Raw genomic sequence first — 19,702 nt, forward strand, 5'->3', positions numbered from 1 at the left:
CCGCCAGGGCCCGGCGCTGGGCATCGTCCAGCAACGCAATGCCGCCCGGCGGGACACCATCGACCAAGCCATCAGGGCCGGCGGCGTTGAACCGCAATACCCAGTCCCGCACGGTCTGAAGACCAACACCGCCCACCCGCGCCGCCTCACTCCGCCTGCCGCCCTCATAAATCGTCGCCATCGTCAGCAGGCGTCGCACATGGTTGCCATCCCGGCTCGCCCGCGCCAGCGCCCGTAGGCTCGCCGCACTGTAATCAACCCGAAGCCCTACCGCCGCCGCCATCGCAAACCTCCCGTGGTTTGCGAATCTGAATCAGACTTCAACTCGTTTGGGAATCCCCCGTGAGTCAGAATCCAAGGGATTTGGTATAAGCCGCCCAATACCCGCCTGCATAGCTGAGCGCCGCACCAAACATCAGTACGGCACCAGCAAATGTCCGATAGGTGGGGCTAGGCTGAGTAGATGAAGACAATTTGCCGTCCTATTTTCGCAAAGGAACGCCAAGCTCCAAGCACAGTCCATCAAACGCCGAAGATGGCAGTCCGCTACACATACCGACGGGCCAATCCCAGCGGGCACACACTGTCAAAGGCGCCAGAGCGTTATGTTTTCTGGTTTGCGGGCCGGATCCAACTTGCTTTTGACGTCGAGCACCACGCCCTTGTCATTATGGAGAGCACTTGAAATTAACGCCCAACCGCCCTCGACAAACTCGCGGTGGGGAACTGCAAGAATGATAGCGTCCGCCGGGGCGAGATCGTTCAACGCAGTAAGCTTGTATCCGTACTCGTGGATCAAATCTTCCGCCCGCGCAAGCGGGTCAGCTATCTGCACTTCGATTCCAAATTTCTCAAGTTCTCGGACAATGTCGATAACACGCGTGTTGCGGATATCGGGAACGTCTTCTTTGAAAGTGACGCCCAATACAGTTACACGACGGACAGCGCGACCATCAGCCATGCTCAGGCGGATGCATTCATGCGCAATACGCTCTCCGGCGCTATCGTTTACACGTCGGCCGGCGAGAATAACTTGCGGGTGATAGCCCTCGCGCTCGGCTCGGTAGGTCAGATAATAGGGATCGACGCCAATGCAGTGTCCGCCAACCAGACCCGGCGTAAAGTTCAGGAAATTCCACTTCGTCGCGGCGGCGGCGAGCACATCGGAGGTGTCCACCCCCAACAAGTGAAATATCTCGGAGAGCTCGTTCATAAACGCGATGTTGATATCGCGCTGAGCGTTTTCGATGACTTTTGCAGCCTCGGCGACCTTGATCGAAGGGGCAATGTGAATGCCGGCTTTCACGACTGCGCCATAAACTGCGGCAATAATCTCGGCGGTGACTTTGTCCTGGCCGGAAACAACCTTCCGGATATTTTCGAAACGGTGCTCTTTGTCGCCGGGATTGATACGTTCAGGGGAATACCCAACGAAGAAGTCTACCCCTGCCTTCATCCCGGACTGTTTCTCAAGAACGGGAATGCAGTCCTCCTCAGTTGCTCCTGGGTAGACGGTGGACTCATAGACGACGATGTCGCCCTTCTTGAGTGCGCTTCCAACGCTTTTAGATGCGCTTAGGAGGGCAGTCAGATCCGGACGGCGAGCGGAATCGATCGGGGTCGGGACGGTTACGATGAAAAAATCCGCGCGTTTCAGGTCTGCGACATCGTCCGAGACTTCGAGCTTGGAACTAATCAGATCGGCCGGTTCGACTTCGAGAGTCCAGTCATCGCCTGCCTTCAGCGCTGCTACGCGCTTTTTGTCGATGTCAAAGCCAAGAACGCTGGCGCCCTTGAGGCCGAATGTCACCGCGACGGGCAAACCGACATAACCAAGGCCGACAACTGCCAGCCGGCGCTGAGACAATATGGATGCTTCAGTCGTCAACTTCTTACCCCTGGTGGCAGCCCGCAATTGCTGAAGGCTATTAGAAGATTGTCTCGCGGGGGGCAACCTTGCATATGCCAGCCCTACCTGCCCGGGAGCTCGACAGATTGGCTTGCAGGCTCGCCCGCCACAATGGGCTACGATATTTATGCCACGATTGCGACCAAGATTGACTTCGTCTAAGGAGGCAGCGTCCGCCTTATCGAGAAAGCTTATCTTCCTATGACAGACCTTGGTTCACGCAAGCGGTCGGTGCTTATCACGGGCGGCGCAGGTTTCATCGGCTTCAATCTGGCCAAACGGATGCTTGCTGACGGCTGGCAGGTTACAAGCGTTGACGGGATGACGCCATACTACGATGTGACGCTCAAACATCGGCGCCATGCCATGCTTGCCAAGTCCAATTCGTTCAAAGCCCATGAAATCATGCTGGAAGATTTCGATGCGATGTCCCAGACATTTGCAGAGGCATCGCCTGATGTCGTTGTGCATTTGGCCGCGCAGGCGGGCGTGCGATACAGTTTGGAAAATCCGCGCGCATATATTGAAGCGAACCTGATTGGCACCTTCAACGTCATGGAATTGGTGCGCGAGCACAAGCCAGATCACTTCCTGCTTGCTTCAACAAGCTCAGTTTATGGCGCCAATCCAGACATGCCCTTTGGCGAGAACGATAGAACAGACCACCCGATCACGCTGTACGCCGCGACCAAAAAAGCCACCGAAAATATGGCGCATTCCTATGCGCACTTGTGGTCGCTTCCAACGACCGCTTTCCGCTTCTTTACGGTCTATGGTCCTTGGGGACGCCCCGACATGGCGTTGTTCAAATTCGTTCGTGCAATTTTGAACGATGAGGCCATCGATGTATATGGCGAAGGCGATATGCGTCGTGATTTCACATACATCGATGACTTGATCGAGAGCATCGTTCGGCTGATCGATACTCCACCAGTTGCCGGGCAGCCCGTTGTGGGTGCCGTCGACTCGCTTTCCCCTGCTGCGCCTCACAGAGTCGTCAACATCGGTGGTGGAAAACCCGTCGGCTTGCTCGACTTTATATCAGTTATCGAACGTGAACTTGGGCATCAGGCCAAAAAGAACATGCTGCCCATGCAGCCCGGCGATGTGCGCGAGACCTATGCCAAGGCAGAATTGCTTCAAGCATTGACGGGCTATTGTCCTTCCACATCGGTGGACGAGGGCATCAAGGCTTTCGTGGAGTGGTACTTGTCTTACTACCACGCTCCGTGATGGCTAGGATTGCAGTAGTCGCGGGGTTAGCGAGCTCCCTCGTCAATTTCCGCGGACCGCTCATAGAGGCTCTACTGGATGCTGGGCATGAGGTTCACGCCATTGCTCCTCCAGCAGATCAGCCCACGTTAGGCTGGCTCGCCGCACGGAATGTTACTTTCACGCCCATTGACTTGGCCCGGTCCGGTCTTTCGCCGTCACAGGACCTACGCACGTTCTGGCAACTTGCTGGCGCATTCCAGCGCCTAAAGCCAAATCTGGTAATGGCCTACACGATAAAGCCAGTTATCTACGGAACCCTGGCTGCTGCACTCGCACGCGTTCCGAGACGTTGCGCCATCATTACGGGCTTGGGCTATGCGTTCACGGATGGCCAGCCTTCGATGAAACGACGTGCCGTCAACGTTACCGCTAGGCTGCTTTACCGGTTCGCCCTTGGTCGCGCGCACAATGTGCTTTTCCAGAACCCAGATGACCTCGCCGCATTCCAGCAAGCTGGAATACTACGACATGGAGCGAGAACGGCTATCGTAAATGGGTCCGGCGTTGATACCGATTATTTCGCACCTGTGCCTCTCGCCCCTACTCCGAGCTTTCTCCTGATAGCGAGACTCGTAGCGGATAAGGGAATTGCCGAGTTTATCGCTGCGGCGCGGATTACAGCCACGCGACATCCTGAGTCACGCTTCCATCTGGTGGGGCCCAGGGATCCCAATCCAGCCGCGCTGGACCCGCGATTGCTTGAAGACGCCATTAGGGATGGCGTCCTGACCTATCACGGCGAACTCGCCGACGTCCGCCCAGCAATAGCCGCATCCAGCATCTACGTCCTTCCGTCATACCGGGAAGGTACCCCTCGCTCCGTCTTGGAAGCCATGGCGATGGGACGACCGGTCATCACAACCGATGCGCCGGGGTGTAGGGAGACAGTGCGCGACGGCTGGAATGGGCTGCTGGTTCCGATCAAGGCGATCAACGAACTTGCTGATGCAATGAGCAAGCTTGCTATTGACGCCGCGCTTCGCGAAAAGATGGGCGCGGCAAGCAGAAATATGGCACTGACCAAGTACCGTGCTGTCGACGTCGCCAACTCCATTATTGACGCCTGTGGTCTGACGCCTGCCAGCACTCCATAGTGTGGTCCGATGACAATCCAGATCGAAAGGAACTGCCATGTGCGGCATTGCCGGAATCCTGACCGCGCCGGGCAAGCAAGCCCCACATCGAGCGCTGGACGTCATTACCGATCGCATTAATCATCGCGGCCCCGATGGGCGCGGCGCCTTCCAGGACGATGATGCTGGTGTCCATTTGGGCCACACACGCCTGGCTATTGTCGACCTGTCGCCGGGCGGGGCTCAACCAATGGTGTCGCAGTCGGAACGATATGTTATCGTGCTGAACGGCGAGATCTATAACTACAAGGACCTGAGAAAACAGCTCGATGACGAGGTTTCGATCACCTGGCGTGGCTCTTCGGATACCGAGGTGTTACTCGCCGCGTGCGAAACATGGGGCCTGGAAATAGCCCTTTCTCGGTTGGACGGCATGTTCGCCTTCGGCCTGTGGGATCGTAAAGAGCGTGAACTGGGGCTGGCTCGAGACCGCTTTGGCGAGAAACCCCTCTACGTCGGCGAGACCAATGAAGGCATCGTTTTCTCGTCCCAGCTCGGCTCGATCCTAGACTATCCGGGTTTCGTCGGTATAGACGACCACGACGCTACCGATATGTTCCTGGCACTCAGCTACATCCCAGAGCCGCGTACGCCGTTCACCAATGTGTGGAAGGTTCCTGCCGCAAGCTTCGTGCGCCTGACCGCCGGTACGAGGCGCGCAGAGCCAATACCCTATTGGAGCGCGCCCCAGGCCGCTCTCGACGCTCGCGAAAACGCGGTACGGACCCGAGCCTCCGAGACCGAGATTGCCGCACAGATCGAAGAGCGTCTGTCCAAGGTCATCGGCAATCAGATGCTGGCGGATGTTCCACTTGGAGCCTTCCTGTCGGGCGGCATTGATTCCTCGCTTGTCGTGGCGATGATGCAAAAGCAATCGGATCGGCCCGTCAAGACTTTCACTATTGGCTTCAAGGATGCAGCCTACGATGAGGCGCCTTATGCACGCGCGGTCGCCAAACATCTGGGAACCGATCACACCGAGGTTATGCTAGACTGGAGCGAGGCCCTTTCGCTCGTCGAGAAGCTTCCCGAGACCTATGACGAGCCGTTCGCAGATTCCTCGCAACTCCCCACACGCCTTGTTTCAGCTATTGCGCGCAAGTCGGTGACCGTTTGCCTTTCTGGCGATGGTGGCGACGAAGTTTTCGGGGGCTACAATCGACATTTGCTGGCAACGCGCTATGAGCGGGTTCGTGATGGCGTTCCCTCATTCCTGCGTGCTCCGGTCGGACATGCTCTTACAGCCGTCGCGCAGCCGCGTCTTGCAGGCTTGATCACCGCCCTCGGAAAAATTGCCGGCGAAAACCGGGTCAGACTGGCCAGCGAGAAGCTCAACAAGATCGGTGGCGCCCTGCGTTCGGACGGCGATCTTGGCCTCTATCTGAGCCTCGTGCGCCGCGACGAGGGACTGGTGAAGACAAAGGCGCTGGAGCAACTGTTCGGGCGGACTTATGCGCAGATCTCGGGTGATGGGCACCCGTTGGCAGAACTCATGATGATGCTGGACACACTGACCTATTTGCCAGGTGATATCCTGGCAAAGGTGGACAGGGCGGCGATGTCGGTGGCACTTGAGACACGCGTTCCCTATCTCGATCACCACCTGTTTTCCCTAGCCTGGAGCCTTCCGATTTCGGAAAAGATCAAGGGCGGGCAGACCAAAAGCGTCTTGCGCAATATTCTGGCCAAACACGTGCCATCAGAGTTGTTCGAGCGACCCAAAGCCGGTTTCGGCGTGCCAATCGAGAGCTGGCTGAAAGGTCCGCTGCGCGGATGGGCAGAGGCCAATCTAGCAGCCTTCCAGCAATCCAACCCGAGGCACGCGGCGACGGTCCAGGAAGCACGCGACGCATTCTACGCGGGAAAGGGTCATCTTCACCATTTCCTGTGGAACGTACTGATGCTCCAAGCTTGGCGTCGGCGGTACCAGGATGCCTTTCGCGCACACGCCGCCTGAGCGTGCCCTGAACGACGCTGACAGTAACGGGCGTTCATGATGCTTAAATTCTTGAGCCTTTACGGGATCAACGCCCTATCGTTCGTGACCAATGTCGGGGCGATATTTATCTATTCTCGCCTAGCAGGACCCGCAGGCTACGGCACGTACGGCATTTATGTCGCCCTGATGTCGATATTTCTCATAGTCGAGATGTCCCTGCTGAAAGCATCCCTGGCAGTGGCGGAAACCGCACGCGCAAGTCACACCGAGGAAGATGCGCAGGCCCTCGCCGTCCAATTCCTGAATTGGGCCTTGGTTCCGATCCTGATCGGTTCGGTGGTCCTGATCTTGGCGGGAGACCTGCTTTTTCCTGCTGATCCCGAATCTCATATCGGCGGATCGCTGATTGCCGCGATCGCTGTCGCCGAACATCTCCTGTCCTACCCGTCAACGAGGCTGAGCTTCCACCTGGCGACAGAGAAAAGGTTTGGTGCCGTCTACATATTGCGGCTTGGCGCGACGCTGTTGCGGCACGGGTTCGCCTGGTCGGTCTTGTTGGTAACAGGTTCGATCGTCTTGGCTATCGCCGCGATCATCATGAAGGGCGCCGTCCTCGGTATTGTCTCCCTCGTGTGGACGCGCCGCCGCTTCGCACTAGCGGAGCGCCCCACGGGACGACCGACGATGGGTGCTTTCATAATGCTGGGGACCTTTTTCGGCGCGGCCTTCGCGTTGCTGGCCATTCAGGAACTGCCATCGGTCTACATCGCTCGCTCTCTCGGGAGGGAAGCGCTTGGAAATTATCGCTTCTTCTACGATCTAACTGCAGCAATATGGTTCGTGGCCACGATTTATCCGACAGTTCTGTTTGCATATCTTCTGCCCAAGCACGGCCGGAACGACCCGAAGGCCACCAAACGTCGCCTCCGCCCGCTGAGTGATATACTGGTACTGTTTCACCTGACCTACTTCGCGACGATATGCACGCTGCTGAGCGGTGCCCTGCTGGTGGGTGCCAACATGTTCCGCGACCAGATGCCTTTTGCCTTCGCGGTGGCGGCGGCAGTCAGCCTGCTTGGGTATAGCCGGTTTCTGATCGAAGCGACGCAGGCCCTTGGCCATGGTCGTCAGACATTTGTTGCTGTGCTAATCAGCGTAGGCGCCGTCGCAGCGTTCTTTCTGCTCGCACCTGCACAAATGGGAACGCAGGGAATAGGTTGGGGGTGGATGCTTGGCCAAACAGTGCTTGTTGTACTGCTCAAGCTGATCATGGCTCGATCGATAAACGCCGGGGCGTCCGTCCTCAGGGACATAGCCGCAGTACTCTTTCCTTTTTTCGGAATGATCGCTGCGTACACGCTCCTGCCCAACGTCTACATTTTCTGGCTGAGCTTTGCACTCATGACAGGAAGTGGCCTGGCAACGTTGACCGTCCTCTTCGGCTTTTACAGGGCCGCCAAGACGTCAGACGTGGCGGACGCTGCATGAGCAATCAACGCCGAAACCGGCAAAGTTTGCCTGCCAGACAGCATCAAGAGATTGGATAAAATGGTGACATTTATACAGATCGTCATTTGCTGCTTTTTTGCCGCCTTGCTCGCGGTGGGGCAAGTACTGTTCAAGTTTGCGGCTTCTGACATTCAGGGGAAGATTGGACAGCCCTTGTGGGCCATGGCGCTGTCGCCCTGGTTGATGGCCGCACTGCTGCTCTACCTACTCACGGCGGGTATGTGGATTTGGGTCCTTACGCAGATACCCCTTAGCCGCGCCTATCCGTTTTCATTGCTTGGTGCCGCTCTGGTGCCGATTTTGGCATATTTCGTGTTCGGGGAGGCACTGTCGCCCAAGTTCGGCGTCGGCATCGGCTTGGTACTGGTCGGTTTGCTATTGGTTCAGACGTCCTGATCCACTCGTAAGGAACGCCGTTCAGGCCTTCGCCAGCACCATAACGGCGTCGATCACCGAACAGGTCTTTTCGATCTCAGCCTCGGTCAGCGTCGGATGGACGAGGAAAGCCACGCTTGTTTCGCCGAGTTCCTTGGCAACGGGCAACCGCACCTGCGGCCGCCAACCGGTGCCCTCGAAGGCCTTTTCCAGGTACACTTCCGATGCGGACCCCTGAAAGCACGGAACGCCCCGTGCGACAATTTCCGCAATGATACGATCGCGTGTCCATCCCATGGCGAGGTGTTCCTCCTCGATGAACGCGTAAAATCGGTAATTGGCGTGATTGAAGGTGTTGGAGGACTGAGGGACGCGCAGCCCACCGTGCCGTCGGCATGCCAAGGCGAGCGCGGCTGCATTGTGTGCCCGTGCTGCCGTCCAGTCCGGCATCTTCTCGAGTTGGAGCAAACCGATTGCGGCTTGCATTTCAAGCATCCGCCAATTTGTTCCGAAAGAATCGTGGAGCCAGCGGTACCCAGGGGGATGAGAGCGCTGGTAAACGGCTTCCCAGCTCTTGCCGTGGTCTTTGTAGGACCACATGGCCGACCACAACGCACGGTCGTTTGTCGTGACCATGCCGCCCTCTCCGCCGGTCGTCATGATCTTGTCCTGACAGAAGGACCACGCCCCGATGTCGCCGATCGAGCCAACACTGCGCCCCTTATAGAGCGCGCCATGGGCCTGAGCACAATCTTCGATAACCTTGAGGCCGCGAGCGCGCGCAAGTTCCATGATCGGGTCCATGTCACAAGGCATACCGCCAAGGTGAACGCAGATGATGGCCTTGGTCCTCGGCGTTAAAACCTTTGCAATTGTCTCCGCCGAGATATTTTGACTGTCGCGATCAACGTCGGCGAAAACCGGCACTGCACCCAGAGTGACGACGGTCGAAACCGATGCGATGAACGTGCGAGGCGCAACGATGACCTCGTCGCCGGGCCCTATGCCCAAGGCTATCAGCGCGAGATCAAGCGCCACCGTCCCATTCATCAGGGCAACCGCGAACTCCGCGCCCGCCCAGGACGCGAACTTCGTCTCGAATTGCCGGCAAAGATCGCCTGTCCAGTAGTTTACCTTGTTCGATGCGAGGACGGCGCCCACCGACGCAATCTCGTCAGCGTCGAAACTGGGCCAGGGCGAGAATGGAGTATTTAGCATTAGTGGCTCTTGCCTATCGGCCTGGCGCCGGATTCCCGTCGCTTTGGGTAACTTAAGAACGGGCCGTTTCGAAGCATCGAGGCCGATGATTTTGTGAACCGACCATTGATCGGAGCACTACCACGCTCCCGCGTGCAAGCCAAGTCCGGCAAGAGGTACGAAAGAGCAGGCTCCAGCTGGCACGTCGCTATGCAGCGCCCAACCTCATCCTCTGAATTTCTCTGCTGTCGCCGAACCCTCGGCGGTTATGCCGTCGCGCCGCAAAACCTTGGCGACGGTCATACCCAAGATCCTGATGTCCAGCCAGAAGGATTGGTTGTCGACATACCAGACGTCGAGGGCGAACTTCTCGTCCCACGACAAGGCGTTCCTACCGTTGACCTGGGCCCACCCGGTCAGGCCCGGGCGAACCTCGTGCCGGCGCGCCTGTTCAGTAGAATATAGCGGCAGATACTCCATAAGCAGTGGTCGAGGGCCGACCAGACTCATCTGCCCACAAAAGACGTTCCAGAGGCCTGGCAACTCATCTAGGCTCGTTGCCCGCAGCATCTTGCCAAACTTGGTCAGCCGGACGGCATCGGACAACAAGTTCCCGTGGGGATCTTTCTCATCGGCCATGGACCGGAACTTGAGCATCCTGAATGGGCGCCCGTTCAGTCCGGGTCGGGCCTGCTTGAAGATTACCGGTCGGCCGAGCTTGATTGCCACGGCGATAGCCACGATCAGCAGGACCGACGAAAAAACGGTCAAGACGGCTGCCGCTGTCGAAACATCGAATATACGCTTGATCATCGGATCCATCTTCCAAGACTACCGTCAATTCGAGTGGCGCACGGGTGCCACACTGGCAAATTACACGCACACGAGACATCAGGATGGATGTGCTTCGCGCCAGACGGCATGAATTAGCAGCGCCCATAATACATAGCCATGGTTCGCTTTTCTCGCCTCATGCTCTTTCCAAATCCCGCGCACGGCATCGGGTTTGAGCAGTGGGGAAAATATGTCTGCATCGGCCTCGAAAAAACGCCTCGCAAGTAGAACTAGATCGGTGCGGAGCATCCGGGCAACCGGTACGTTGAACCCGCGCTTCTTTTGCTTGACGAGGTCAGATTTTATTCCCAGAGCCGCCGCCAAGTCCCGCAGGATCGCTTTCTTCTTGCCCGCGGCGGACACTAGCAGGTCCACCGAGATGTCGCCGGCAAGTTCCATGACCGGACGTTCCAGAAACGGCACGCGGATTTCGAGGCCGTGCGCCATGCTCATTCGGTCGACCTTAGCTAGCATGTCGCCAGGCAAGTAATAGGTCTGATCGGAGAGCAGCGCCTTGTCGAGCACCGCGCCGGGGGCATCCCGATAGGCGGCGCGGTAGCCCGCGAGCGGATCGAGACGCAGCATCGGCGCCAAGGCGTCACCATATAGCCGGTCGAGCAAGGAGCGGGGCGCGAGCCTGCGCCACTCCGCATGATGAGCGCCCTCGGGTGCGGCGAGGCCGGCACCGAACCTCGACAGAAATTGTAGTGGGCCGGTTCGTCCCTCGTGCGTCGCCGACATTTTCGCGAAAAGTTCGCCGGCAAGGCCTGCGGGGCCCCGTGTCAGCGGCCCTCCCAGATATGACGCCAGAAGAGTGGCTGCATAGGTGTCATAGCCGCCGAAAAATTCGTCTGCACCATCCCCCGCCAAGGCAACCGTGACATGCCCCCTGATGGAACGGCATATCATGTAGTGCGCCAAGGCGCTCGAATCTGCGAGCTCACCATCAACGGCCAAAGCTACCGCCCGGAAATCGGCTTCAATATCGAATTGCCTGTCGACGACGAGGGGGTGCCATGGGTGGCCTCCCTGGCTGGCCAGCACTTGTGCCCCCGCACCCTCATCGAATGTCGCATCGCTGAAACGGGCAGTGAATGCCGGAATGTTGGCTCCGGGAACGAGCATGGAAAGTATGCCGCTGTCGATGCCGCTGCTCAGCATCAGGCCGACGGGCACATCGGAGACCAACAGCTTCTCGCAGGTCGCCGACAATACATCGGCCAACTGGTCCAGAGCTTGCTGCCCATCAACGATCCGGCTGGGGCGCGCGGGCCGCCAATATGTTTCTGTCCAGGCATCGCGTTCGGTGACAACCCGATAGGTCCCCGGCAATAACTGCTTTACGCCTGCAACAAGACTTTGGTCTGGGTCCGGATAGCCCGTTGCAAGATAGGTGTGGAATGCGAGCGGGTCGATTGCACCGGGCAAACGCCCCGAGACTAATATGCCCTTCAGCTCACTGCTGAAGAGGACTGCATCCCCGCTCTGGGCGTAGTAAAGCGGCTTGATCCCAATAGGATCACGGGCAAGAACAAGCGTATTGGCAGTCCTGTCCCACAGGGCGATGGCGAACATGCCCTCGAGCCGCGCGAAGAGGCTCTCGCCCCATAGCTTCCAGCCGATCGGCAATATCTCTGTGTCGCACCGGGATTTGAACCTGTAGCCGGACTCTTGCTCTATCTGCCTGCGCAGTGCCTCGTCGTTGTAGATCTCGCCATTGAAAGTCACCATCACGTCGCCAGCCTGATCGAACATCGGCTGGTGACCATCCTCGGACAGGTCGCGAATTGCCAATCGACGATGGCCGAAAACGGCATGCGTAAGCGAGGCAACACCGGCGCCATCGGGACCTCGATGTGCCAACGCGTCAGTCATCCTCTGAACGACCGCCCTGTCGGATGCGCCGTTCCATGAAACCAGCCCGGCAATTCCACACATAGTCTACAGGCCCTTTCGAATGGGAACCAAGGTCCACGCGCCGAATGTGATCGGGTCGTCCCCAAGTTGACCAGCTGATTTTTTCAGAGCCGGTGAGGCGGAATCGTGGATCAGGAGGTAGTTTGCATTGGTCAATTCAATCGCCGATCTGAGCGCTGTGCCTGTAAGATCGGTGGCAGCGTTGTCAAGCTCGCGCGTGGCGACGCTCCAAGACTGAAGTTCGGAGCTCGCCGAATAGGTTAGAAAGTTCATGTCCTTGAAGAGGTAAGCTATCGGTTGAAGTGCCGCGTACCGTATGGCGAGAGCGACATTGCCAACCTCTTCGGAATTGGATTTGTGGGGTAGTGGTAGCACTCGGCTGCTTGGGGGGAGCGTTGCGATATAGCCGATAACGCGCCGCTCGTCTTCTCCTGGTGCAAAGCCGACGGTTGGTGACCGCAAAAGTGTCTCTCGCGCATAGGAGACAAACGGAGTGGGGAAGTGCATCCACCAGCCGATAAGGACCGCCACCCCAAACGCAGGCACCAGGGCGGAAGGTACGGGACGCGTTGATGAACTCGCCTTCGCCGCCCACCAGACCAGCGCGATTAGAAGCAGGGGAACAAAGAACCTGATGTTTCGAATGAGATCGATTTGATAGGGTTCGACACCTCTCAGTTGAGCAAGGCTTTGGTCAGCTAGCGCTACGCCAAACGATCCTAGGCCCAGGCCAAGCGCGAAGAACACAAGCCCAAGCGAGCGTTGTTCGCGATATTGCCACCACAACACGATAGGTGCCGCCGCGCCTAGTACCCAGAGGGCCGATACCCACGAAAGGCCGGTCCCCATGATGGTTTCGGCAAACTGCCGGATGGCGAGCACGGCACTGTAGTATTGATCGCCCACATTGGCGCGCAGCGTATCGGCGAGTGTTTTGGCAACTTCGAGCTGGCTGGCTCCGGCCCCTGTCGCAGATCTCACCGAAGTCAGGGCAAACGGGATTATGCTCAAGAGAAACACGCACCCTCCCGCAAATGTCCACAGAGTATGCCGGGGCCAAGTGGTCATTGGTGGCTTGGCAGCAAACAACATGACGAAGATGCCAAGCGCAACCGATGGTGCGCTGACAGGGTGGATATAGATGGTGGCGCCACAGGCCAGCATGATCGGAATCACGTGCCAGGATCGGGAAGCCCGAAATCCAGCAAGAAGCAGAAACGGGAAGACTGCGGCAAATGCCGAGCGGGTGAGTGCGGAGGCTAACATCCCCCAAAGTTCTCCGGAAAATACATAGACCGGCGGTATTGATATAAGCGCAAGAACGACCGGCCAAAGCCTGCCACCGAACAGTTCACGCCCGAGTAGATAAAAGCCGACCAACTGCAGGAGAATAAGTGGCATACTCATCATCATGTAAGAGGTGCCGATATCCCCGGTCAGAAGAGTAAGTCCTGCCACAGCTGGAATCATGGCGGTTATATAGAACTGAAAATTCTGCGGCCTAGAAAATACCCGATCCTCGGCAAAACGATCGGGGTGCAATTGCGCCGCGACAATTGACGCTACATTTCCGCCATCGCCATTCGGAATGATTTGAGGTTCCGGAGAAACCACCACCAGAGTCCAGCCGATCGCAACCAGCACGAAAATTAAATACGGCAAGACTGCCGGCAGAACCTGACCTGCCCTCGCAAAAACTGGACGAAGGACAAGGGTGACAAAAAAAGCCAGGCCGGCCAGCAATATCCCGAACAAGGAGAGCGGCGCGCCAGGGAGCCTCTGGATCGTATATGTCCGCCCATTTGTCCGTGGATCGGAATTGTCGCTAGTAGAAAAGTAGAGTTCCGCAGGCCTGGGATTGAGATACCTTCCGGCTCCCAAAAGCACCACGTCGCCTTGGAGCGAATCGGGAGCCGCCAGTGGCAAGCTATCTTCCAACAACACCGCAGGATGTCTTCCCCAACCACCCCAAACCCACGGCATCACCGGCAAAACGACGGCGAAGGCGTGCTCATCCAAGGGCTGAATTGTCTCGGCAGAAATGTCCGATGACAGTGTAGGGCCACTCTGTTCCCACACTAGCGCACCAAGCAGTGCCACAAGAAAAATGACGGCCGCGATCGATGCAATGGCAAACGTCAAGCGCTGAATTGTGAAAATCACAGGCAAATCCGAATCCGATACTTCCAATAACGATTGTCCGTCGATTACCTAAAATTTCAGGAATCGAATTTGCAACCACTCAATATAACGCTATGAGGCAATCATCGCACGCCACCGTGCGACATATGCATGCGCACTCAAAAAAAGTAGCCGCCCTGGATGGAACAAAATAGGCGTTGGCAAAACCTGAGCGTTGTCGTTCCGGCTTTTAACGAGCAAGCGGGCCTGGGCGTTACCTTGGAAGGCCTTTTGTCGCAATTGCGCGGCGCGGAGATCATCGTAGTCGATGACTGTTCAACTGACGCGACTTCTCAGGTCGGGGTCGATCACGGCGTGAAGGTCATCCGACACGCGTTCAATCAGGGACAGGGTGCGTCGTTGAAGACCGGAATGCAACATGCCAGCCGCGACTACGTCGCTTGGTTCGACGCTGATAATGAGCACCGCGTCGAAGATCTCATGCGCATGGTGGAGTTGGTGCAGTCGAAAGATCTCGTCGCGGTGATTGGCCAAAGGCAGCGCTCGGTATCAATGGTGCGTGGCGCCGGAAAGTGGTTGATAAGGCTTGTCGGCAAAGGCCTCAAGATCAATGCAGGTTCGGACCTGAACTGCGGTTTGAGGGTCTTTCGGCGCGATGTCATCCTTCGCTATTTGCCGCTTGTACCGGACCGTTTCAGCGCCAGCCTCGTGACGACGCTGATTATGGTAGAGCGCCGTTACCCGATTTCGTTTGAAGCAATATCGGTAAACGAGCGGATTGGGCAGTCTACGGTTCGCCTGCGCGACGGCGTTGAAGCGATTTTCATGCTTGTGCGTTCGGTACTGCTCTTTGCACCCATGCGCGTGTTCTTGACTGGCGGGATTGGCCTCATTGTCCTCGGAACTGCGTACAGCGCGATTGTTGCAGCTTGGGTCAGGCTGGGCATTCCGGCTGCCGGACTACTTACGGTCGTTCTCGGTATGCTCTTGATAATATTGGGCCTCATAGCAGACCAGATCAGCCAATTGCGTCTATCCCAGCTTCCACAGATGCAAACTGCAAGACTTGTAGCCGAAGCCGGTGCCCCCTCCGCGCAAGGAGCAGATAATGCAAAATGAACAGAGCTTGGAAATGTTCGTAGGCGCGCCGCCGGAGTGGGCCTTACACCGTCCTAAACCGACCTTGCAGTCGATCTATGATTTCATCGGCGCGCCTTTACGCATGGTCGTTCTTCCCGACCATGTCAGCGAGCGGTGGCACCTAACGTCATTGCGCGCGGAGCGACTAGGCGTCGTGCTGAAGGCGATCGAGGGAAAGTGCCTCGATGTGGGCGCTGGCGATAACATGTTGGTAAAGCTGCACCGTGAAAATTCCCGAGACACTTGCCAGTCAGACAAGGCTATGGCTAGCGAGGGCGTTGATGTCGTTGATTGGGGCGGCGGCTGCACAATTGTGCCCGGTTGCACCTCGCTGCCATATGAAGACGGCACCTTCGATACAGTTACGTTCATTGCCTGCCTTAACCACATCCCTGAGCGGAGACAGGCCCTCGCCGAGGCTCTACGCGTGTTGCGCCCTGGTGGACTGCTGATTATCACGATGATCGGGTATATCATCGGGACCGTAGGGCATGCAATATGGTGGTACAGCGAGGACAAGCACCGCGACATCGCCGACGGCGAAGTGATGGGTATGCGCCCCTCGGACGTAGACTCTCTGATAGAGAACGCTGGCTTCGTCGACATCGACGTTACAAAATTTGTCTACGGTCTGAACCGCATGTGGTTGGCGCGACGTCCAGTGTGACGGGCCCAACCACGGGACGGGACTACTTTATGAAATCGAACAGAATATGACGCGCATCGCGCTCACTTTGCGCGTCCAGAGCGGCAATCAGACTGCGCAACGCAACTTCTAGGTCTTTGTGCGTTGCGTCGCTGCTAGCAGCGCGCAAGATCTTGGGATGCCGCGTGGAATTGGCACTGGTTTCGTCGTAGAACAACTCCTCGTACATCTTCTCGCCTGGACGTTTTCCAGTCACAACAATCTCAATGTCCCCGCTCGGGCTTTCATCATCTCGCACCGAGAAGCCGGCAAGGCGAATCATGTTCTCCGCCAGGTCGCGGATCAAAATCGGGCTTCCCATCTCGAGCAGGAATACATCGCCGCCTTGGGACAGCGCCCCCGCCTGAACGATCAATTCAGCGGCCTCATGGATGGACATAAAATAGCGCGTCATTTCAGGATCGGTTAGTGTAACAGGCCCGCCTTTGGCGATCTGCTCCTTAAACAATGGAACCACAGAGCCATTCGATCCCAGAACATTGCCGAAGCGGACCGCACAAAAGCGCTGCCCCGTCCCCTTTGCCAAGGCTTCGATGGATTTCTGCCTGACAATCAGTTCGGCCCAACGCTTGGTGGCACCCATGACGTTGGTGGGGCGCACAGCCTTATCCGAAGATATGAGCACGAAACTCTCAACGCCATTGTTGAATGCCGCATCGGCCACGTTCAGCGAGCCAAGCACGTTGTTGCGGATGCCTTCTAGGGCGTTTACTTCAACCAATGGCACATGTTTATGCGCTGCGGCGTGAAACACGACTTGCACGCCGTAACTGTTGATCGCATGTTCCACCCGCACCTTGTCCACGATTGAGCCAAGTATGGGTACGATTGAGCGGTCTCGCACCGCGGAAAGTTCGCGCTCGATCTGATAAAGCGCAAATTCGTTTGCCTCGAAAAGAACCAGACGCTGGGGTGCCCACTTGACAATCAACCGACAGAGTTCAGACCCGATGGAACCGCCGGCGCCGGTGACCATGATGGTCTTTCCCTTGACCATCTCTCGAACGAGTTGGGTATCGGCGGGGACTGATGACCGCCCGAGCAATTCATCGATATCAATTTCTCGAATTTGATTGACGAGGTACTTTCCGCTCACAAGATCAGCAATGTGAGGAAGAGTTCTTATCTTCACTCCCTGGCCGCTTATTTTGGCTACGATTTCTTTTTGACGGATCGCGTTAAGCGACGGAATTGAAAGGATTACTTCACTAACTCCATACTGCTCGACAAGAATATACAAATCCGACGGTGGGAACACGCGCAAACCTGCTACGTCTCGGCCTTGCAACGCACGACTGTCATCGATGAAGCCGACGATAAACTTGTTGCCCTGACGCCGTAGTGCCATAGCCAATTGGGCACCCGCTTCGCCGGCCCCATAGATGGCGACCGGATGATCAGAAGAGCGCATGCCATTGCTGACCCAAAGGAATTTTTTGGCGGCGAACCGACTACCGCCGATTAGGACCGTCCCAAGGGCCCAGTACAGAACTGGCACGGAACGCGGCACGACGCCGCGCCCAGACATTTCGGAAAGAAAGACCAGCACCACCCAACAGACAGTAGCGATGGTCATCGCCTGAAGAATGGTCCAGATGGCGCGCTCTGGCAGGTAGCGGATAACCGCCCTGTACAGGCCCATGCGCACAAATACCGGAATAGCTATCAGGGGGCCGGTTAGGATAATGGCGGCCTGATCCAGCGTATTCGGAAAAACCCATGCGCCATACCTCAGGGCATAGCTTGCCCAAAGCGCGAGCGACAGACCTATAATATCAAATGCGATCAGAATAACGCGCTTCCAAACACGAGGGAGGTTTGCAAGTGCCGATCGAAGCTTTTTGTACATATGTTGTGATTTCCGACGAAACGAAGCGAGAAGCTCGTTCTGCGACGTAGCAATAAAGATACGCTGGCACACGATAAAGCCTCAAATTTCGCTGCCACGTTTGGATTGGTATTGACCTGCCCCCGAAGTTTGGACCGCTCGAACGGGCAATTCTCCGCGCTTCTGCTCAGGTTGGGCCGGCTGCGGCTGAGCAGTTTATCAGCGATAACAGCATCTTGTTGTCGGAAGGCGCTATGGGGACGAACTTTAGTGTAGTCTCTATGCCATTCCTCCATCTTGGCCCGGGCGTGGTCAAGTTTGACGAACCAGCGCGCGTTCAGGAACTCGGCCCGGTACTTGCCATTGAAAGACTCGATGAAGGCATTGTCGGTGGACTTTCCAAATCTGCTGAAGTCCAGGATGACGCCCTTCTGATGGGCCCAGAGGTCAAGGTCCTAGAGATGAACTCGGAGCCCCAGTCACCCCGGCTCGATTGGGGATAGTAGGGTAGGGCGGCACTCGCTATTGCGGACGAGGACATGCGTATGGGCAACCGCCCCGCCAATAGAGATCGGCCCGCCTCATGGTCAATCGATGATCAACTCGTCCCTCGCGGCGTCGGCGGCATTGTCCTGCCCATTTTTGCGCCGGGTGCAGATGCCGACGATCGCAACTTGGCCTTGTGGGATTGGGGTCCAGCTCTGCCGCGTAAAGTTGAGTTCTTCGATCCAAGCTGCCGTTTGCCGCGTGATCAGCTGTACTTGGTCCCGCGGAAGCCCATGTCTTCAGGGTGTGCGATAACGCCCACGAACGGTAGGGTCGCAATTGCCCCTAGCAGCAATATTGTCCCCCTCTTGCCTTGCCCATTCAAAACGGCGGTTCTCTGCCCGGATTGACCCTCATTGTTTCGCTCGTTCTAGACCTTGGTATTTGCCGCGTGGCTCTAAAGATTCATCCCGCGCGACGGGCATACTTGAATCCGAATTGCATCTGCAACGGCTTGCTAATGCCGATCAGCTCAGATGTTTCCATCGTCGACTAACCCTGATCTTGGTCTTCGATAGCCAAGGCACTGGTCTGTCGGAACGGACACTGGTTTCGATCGAAGTCGACACTGTCGGCGTGGCAGTTGCCCAGTGTAGCCCATTTCGCGAAGCCATTAAGGCTTCCAGCCGTTGCTGCAGCTCCTGCTGGTCTGCTGGACGCTGTTCTCGCACAGCGGCAACGTAAACCTCCACCTGAGCCAAAAAGTTTAGCACCACGCCCAGGTCATTCCAAATCGCCGCCTCGTCGCCTGGCCCGCGGATAAACTGCGATATGCGGTTCCAGCAAAGTCGGACATTGATCAGTCCATGGCCCAATTTTGCGGCTTCGCGAATAGCTTGCCGCTCCGCGCCAAAATTAGCGTTTACGCTTATGGCAAGCGCCCGACGATACGTACGCTCACCCTCATTCTTTCGCTGCGAGGGGTTCATCAGCACGATGTCCGTGCCGGCGATTTTCTTCGTCCACACATTATGGATGGGTCGATCTTTCGTCAGCCGCGGCGTAATGCTGAGCTCCTGCAGCTGGAAGGTCTTTGAGCGGATGGACGCAGCAACAGACGCGTCATCAATTGCAAACATCCGCCCGCCGGTGGTGAGATGAAGGTCGCAAAAAGCCTGATGGCTTTGACGTTGCCCCCAACTTCTATCCAGCCTGAAGGAGACTCGGGCGGTTGTTTTGGCCGATCTGGCCGGGGTGAGCTACGGGGGCTGGCGCAGAGCTGGTCATTGAGCGGAGCGGCAGATCCCGTCGC

15 protein-coding genes and 1 pseudogene are annotated in these 19,702 nt (G+C 57.1%); 7 read left to right on the forward strand and 9 right to left on the reverse strand.

Annotated features, from left to right (window positions below; all coding sequences use genetic code 11):
* The coding region (locus tag WH91_RS02160; RefSeq protein WP_046169380.1) for a helix-turn-helix domain-containing protein at positions 1 to 283 on the reverse strand (283 nt) is incomplete at its 3' end.
* 303 nt (positions 284 to 586) lie between these two features.
* A complete protein-coding gene (locus tag WH91_RS02165) occupies positions 587 to 1,888 on the reverse strand; it encodes a nucleotide sugar dehydrogenase (protein ID WP_082101945.1) in 1,302 nt (433 codons plus the stop codon).
* Positions 1,889 to 2,110: 222 nt separating this feature from the next.
* Here WH91_RS02165 and WH91_RS02170 point away from each other — a divergent pair, with 222 nt between their 5' ends.
* Genes WH91_RS02170 through WH91_RS02190 form a run of 5 tightly spaced genes read left to right on the forward strand, consistent with a single transcriptional unit; the run spans position 2,111 to position 8,161 of the window.
* Entirely contained in the window at positions 2,111 to 3,142 is a 1,032-nt protein-coding gene (locus tag WH91_RS02170) for an SDR family NAD(P)-dependent oxidoreductase (RefSeq protein ID WP_046169381.1), read from the forward strand.
* The gene (locus tag WH91_RS02175) at positions 3,142 to 4,278 is read left to right on the forward strand and encodes a glycosyltransferase family 4 protein (RefSeq protein WP_046169382.1); all 1,137 of its coding nucleotides are present in this window, start codon (positions 3,142 to 3,144) and stop codon (positions 4,276 to 4,278) included. The genes WH91_RS02170 and WH91_RS02175 overlap by 1 nt, the downstream gene beginning before the upstream one ends.
* Positions 4,279 to 4,315: 37 nt before the next feature.
* A complete protein-coding gene (gene asnB / locus WH91_RS02180; protein ID WP_046169383.1) occupies positions 4,316 to 6,274 on the forward strand; it encodes an asparagine synthase (glutamine-hydrolyzing) in 1,959 nt (652 codons plus the stop codon).
* Positions 6,275 to 6,310: 36 nt separating this feature from the next.
* Positions 6,311 to 7,744, forward strand: coding sequence for a polysaccharide biosynthesis protein (locus WH91_RS02185; protein WP_046169384.1), 1,434 nt, complete (start codon positions 6,311 to 6,313; stop codon positions 7,742 to 7,744).
* A gap of 51 nt (positions 7,745 to 7,795) precedes the next feature.
* Positions 7,796 to 8,161, forward strand: a complete 366-nt coding sequence (locus WH91_RS02190; RefSeq protein WP_143078274.1) for an EamA family transporter — start codon at positions 7,796 to 7,798, stop codon at positions 8,159 to 8,161.
* A 21-nt stretch (positions 8,162 to 8,182) separates the two neighbouring features.
* Here WH91_RS02190 and WH91_RS02195 read toward each other — a convergent pair whose 3' ends face one another.
* The 4 genes from WH91_RS02195 to WH91_RS02210 form a co-directional block, all read right to left on the reverse strand.
* Entirely contained in the window at positions 8,183 to 9,358 is a 1,176-nt protein-coding gene (locus WH91_RS02195; RefSeq protein ID WP_046169386.1) for a DegT/DnrJ/EryC1/StrS family aminotransferase, read from the reverse strand.
* Positions 9,359 to 9,562: 204 nt separating this feature from the next.
* On the reverse strand, positions 9,563 to 10,150 hold the full coding sequence (locus WH91_RS02200) for a sugar transferase (protein WP_143078273.1): 588 nt from the start codon (positions 10,148 to 10,150) through the stop codon (positions 9,563 to 9,565).
* A gap of 78 nt (positions 10,151 to 10,228) precedes the next feature.
* Positions 10,229 to 12,109, reverse strand: a complete 1,881-nt coding sequence (asnB, locus tag WH91_RS02205; protein ID WP_074797845.1) for an asparagine synthase (glutamine-hydrolyzing) — start codon at positions 12,107 to 12,109, stop codon at positions 10,229 to 10,231.
* A gap of 3 nt (positions 12,110 to 12,112) precedes the next feature.
* Entirely contained in the window at positions 12,113 to 14,278 is a 2,166-nt protein-coding gene (locus WH91_RS02210) for a hypothetical protein (protein WP_046169388.1), read from the reverse strand.
* A gap of 132 nt (positions 14,279 to 14,410) precedes the next feature.
* Here WH91_RS02210 and WH91_RS22330 point away from each other — a divergent pair, with 132 nt between their 5' ends.
* Together WH91_RS22330 and WH91_RS22335 are read left to right on the forward strand one after the other, a co-directional pair.
* The gene (locus WH91_RS22330; protein WP_052952534.1) at positions 14,411 to 15,349 is read left to right on the forward strand and encodes a glycosyltransferase family 2 protein; all 939 of its coding nucleotides are present in this window, start codon (positions 14,411 to 14,413) and stop codon (positions 15,347 to 15,349) included.
* Positions 15,339 to 16,037, forward strand: a complete 699-nt coding sequence (locus tag WH91_RS22335) for a class I SAM-dependent methyltransferase (protein ID WP_052952535.1) — start codon at positions 15,339 to 15,341, stop codon at positions 16,035 to 16,037. The genes WH91_RS22330 and WH91_RS22335 overlap by 11 nt, the downstream gene beginning before the upstream one ends.
* Positions 16,038 to 16,059: 22 nt before the next feature.
* On the opposite strand, the gene WH91_RS02225 is transcribed toward WH91_RS22335, so the two are convergent.
* The 3 genes and pseudogenes from WH91_RS02225 to WH91_RS02235 form a co-directional block, all read right to left on the reverse strand.
* Positions 16,060 to 17,925 (reverse strand): polysaccharide biosynthesis protein, encoded by a 1,866-nt coding sequence (locus WH91_RS02225; RefSeq protein ID WP_046169389.1) that lies wholly within the window; start codon positions 17,923 to 17,925, stop codon positions 16,060 to 16,062.
* A 166-nt stretch (positions 17,926 to 18,091) separates the two neighbouring features.
* A pseudogene (locus tag WH91_RS25190) lies at positions 18,092 to 18,406 on the reverse strand (integrase core domain-containing protein); the annotation flags it as partial.
* A 511-nt stretch (positions 18,407 to 18,917) separates the two neighbouring features.
* The gene (locus tag WH91_RS02235) at positions 18,918 to 19,529 is read right to left on the reverse strand and encodes a hypothetical protein (RefSeq protein WP_046169391.1); all 612 of its coding nucleotides are present in this window, start codon (positions 19,527 to 19,529) and stop codon (positions 18,918 to 18,920) included.
* Positions 19,530 to 19,702: the final 173 nt, after the last annotated feature.

Source organism: Devosia psychrophila (genome assembly GCF_000971275.1).
GTDB lineage: Bacteria > Pseudomonadota > Alphaproteobacteria > Rhizobiales > Devosiaceae > Devosia > Devosia psychrophila.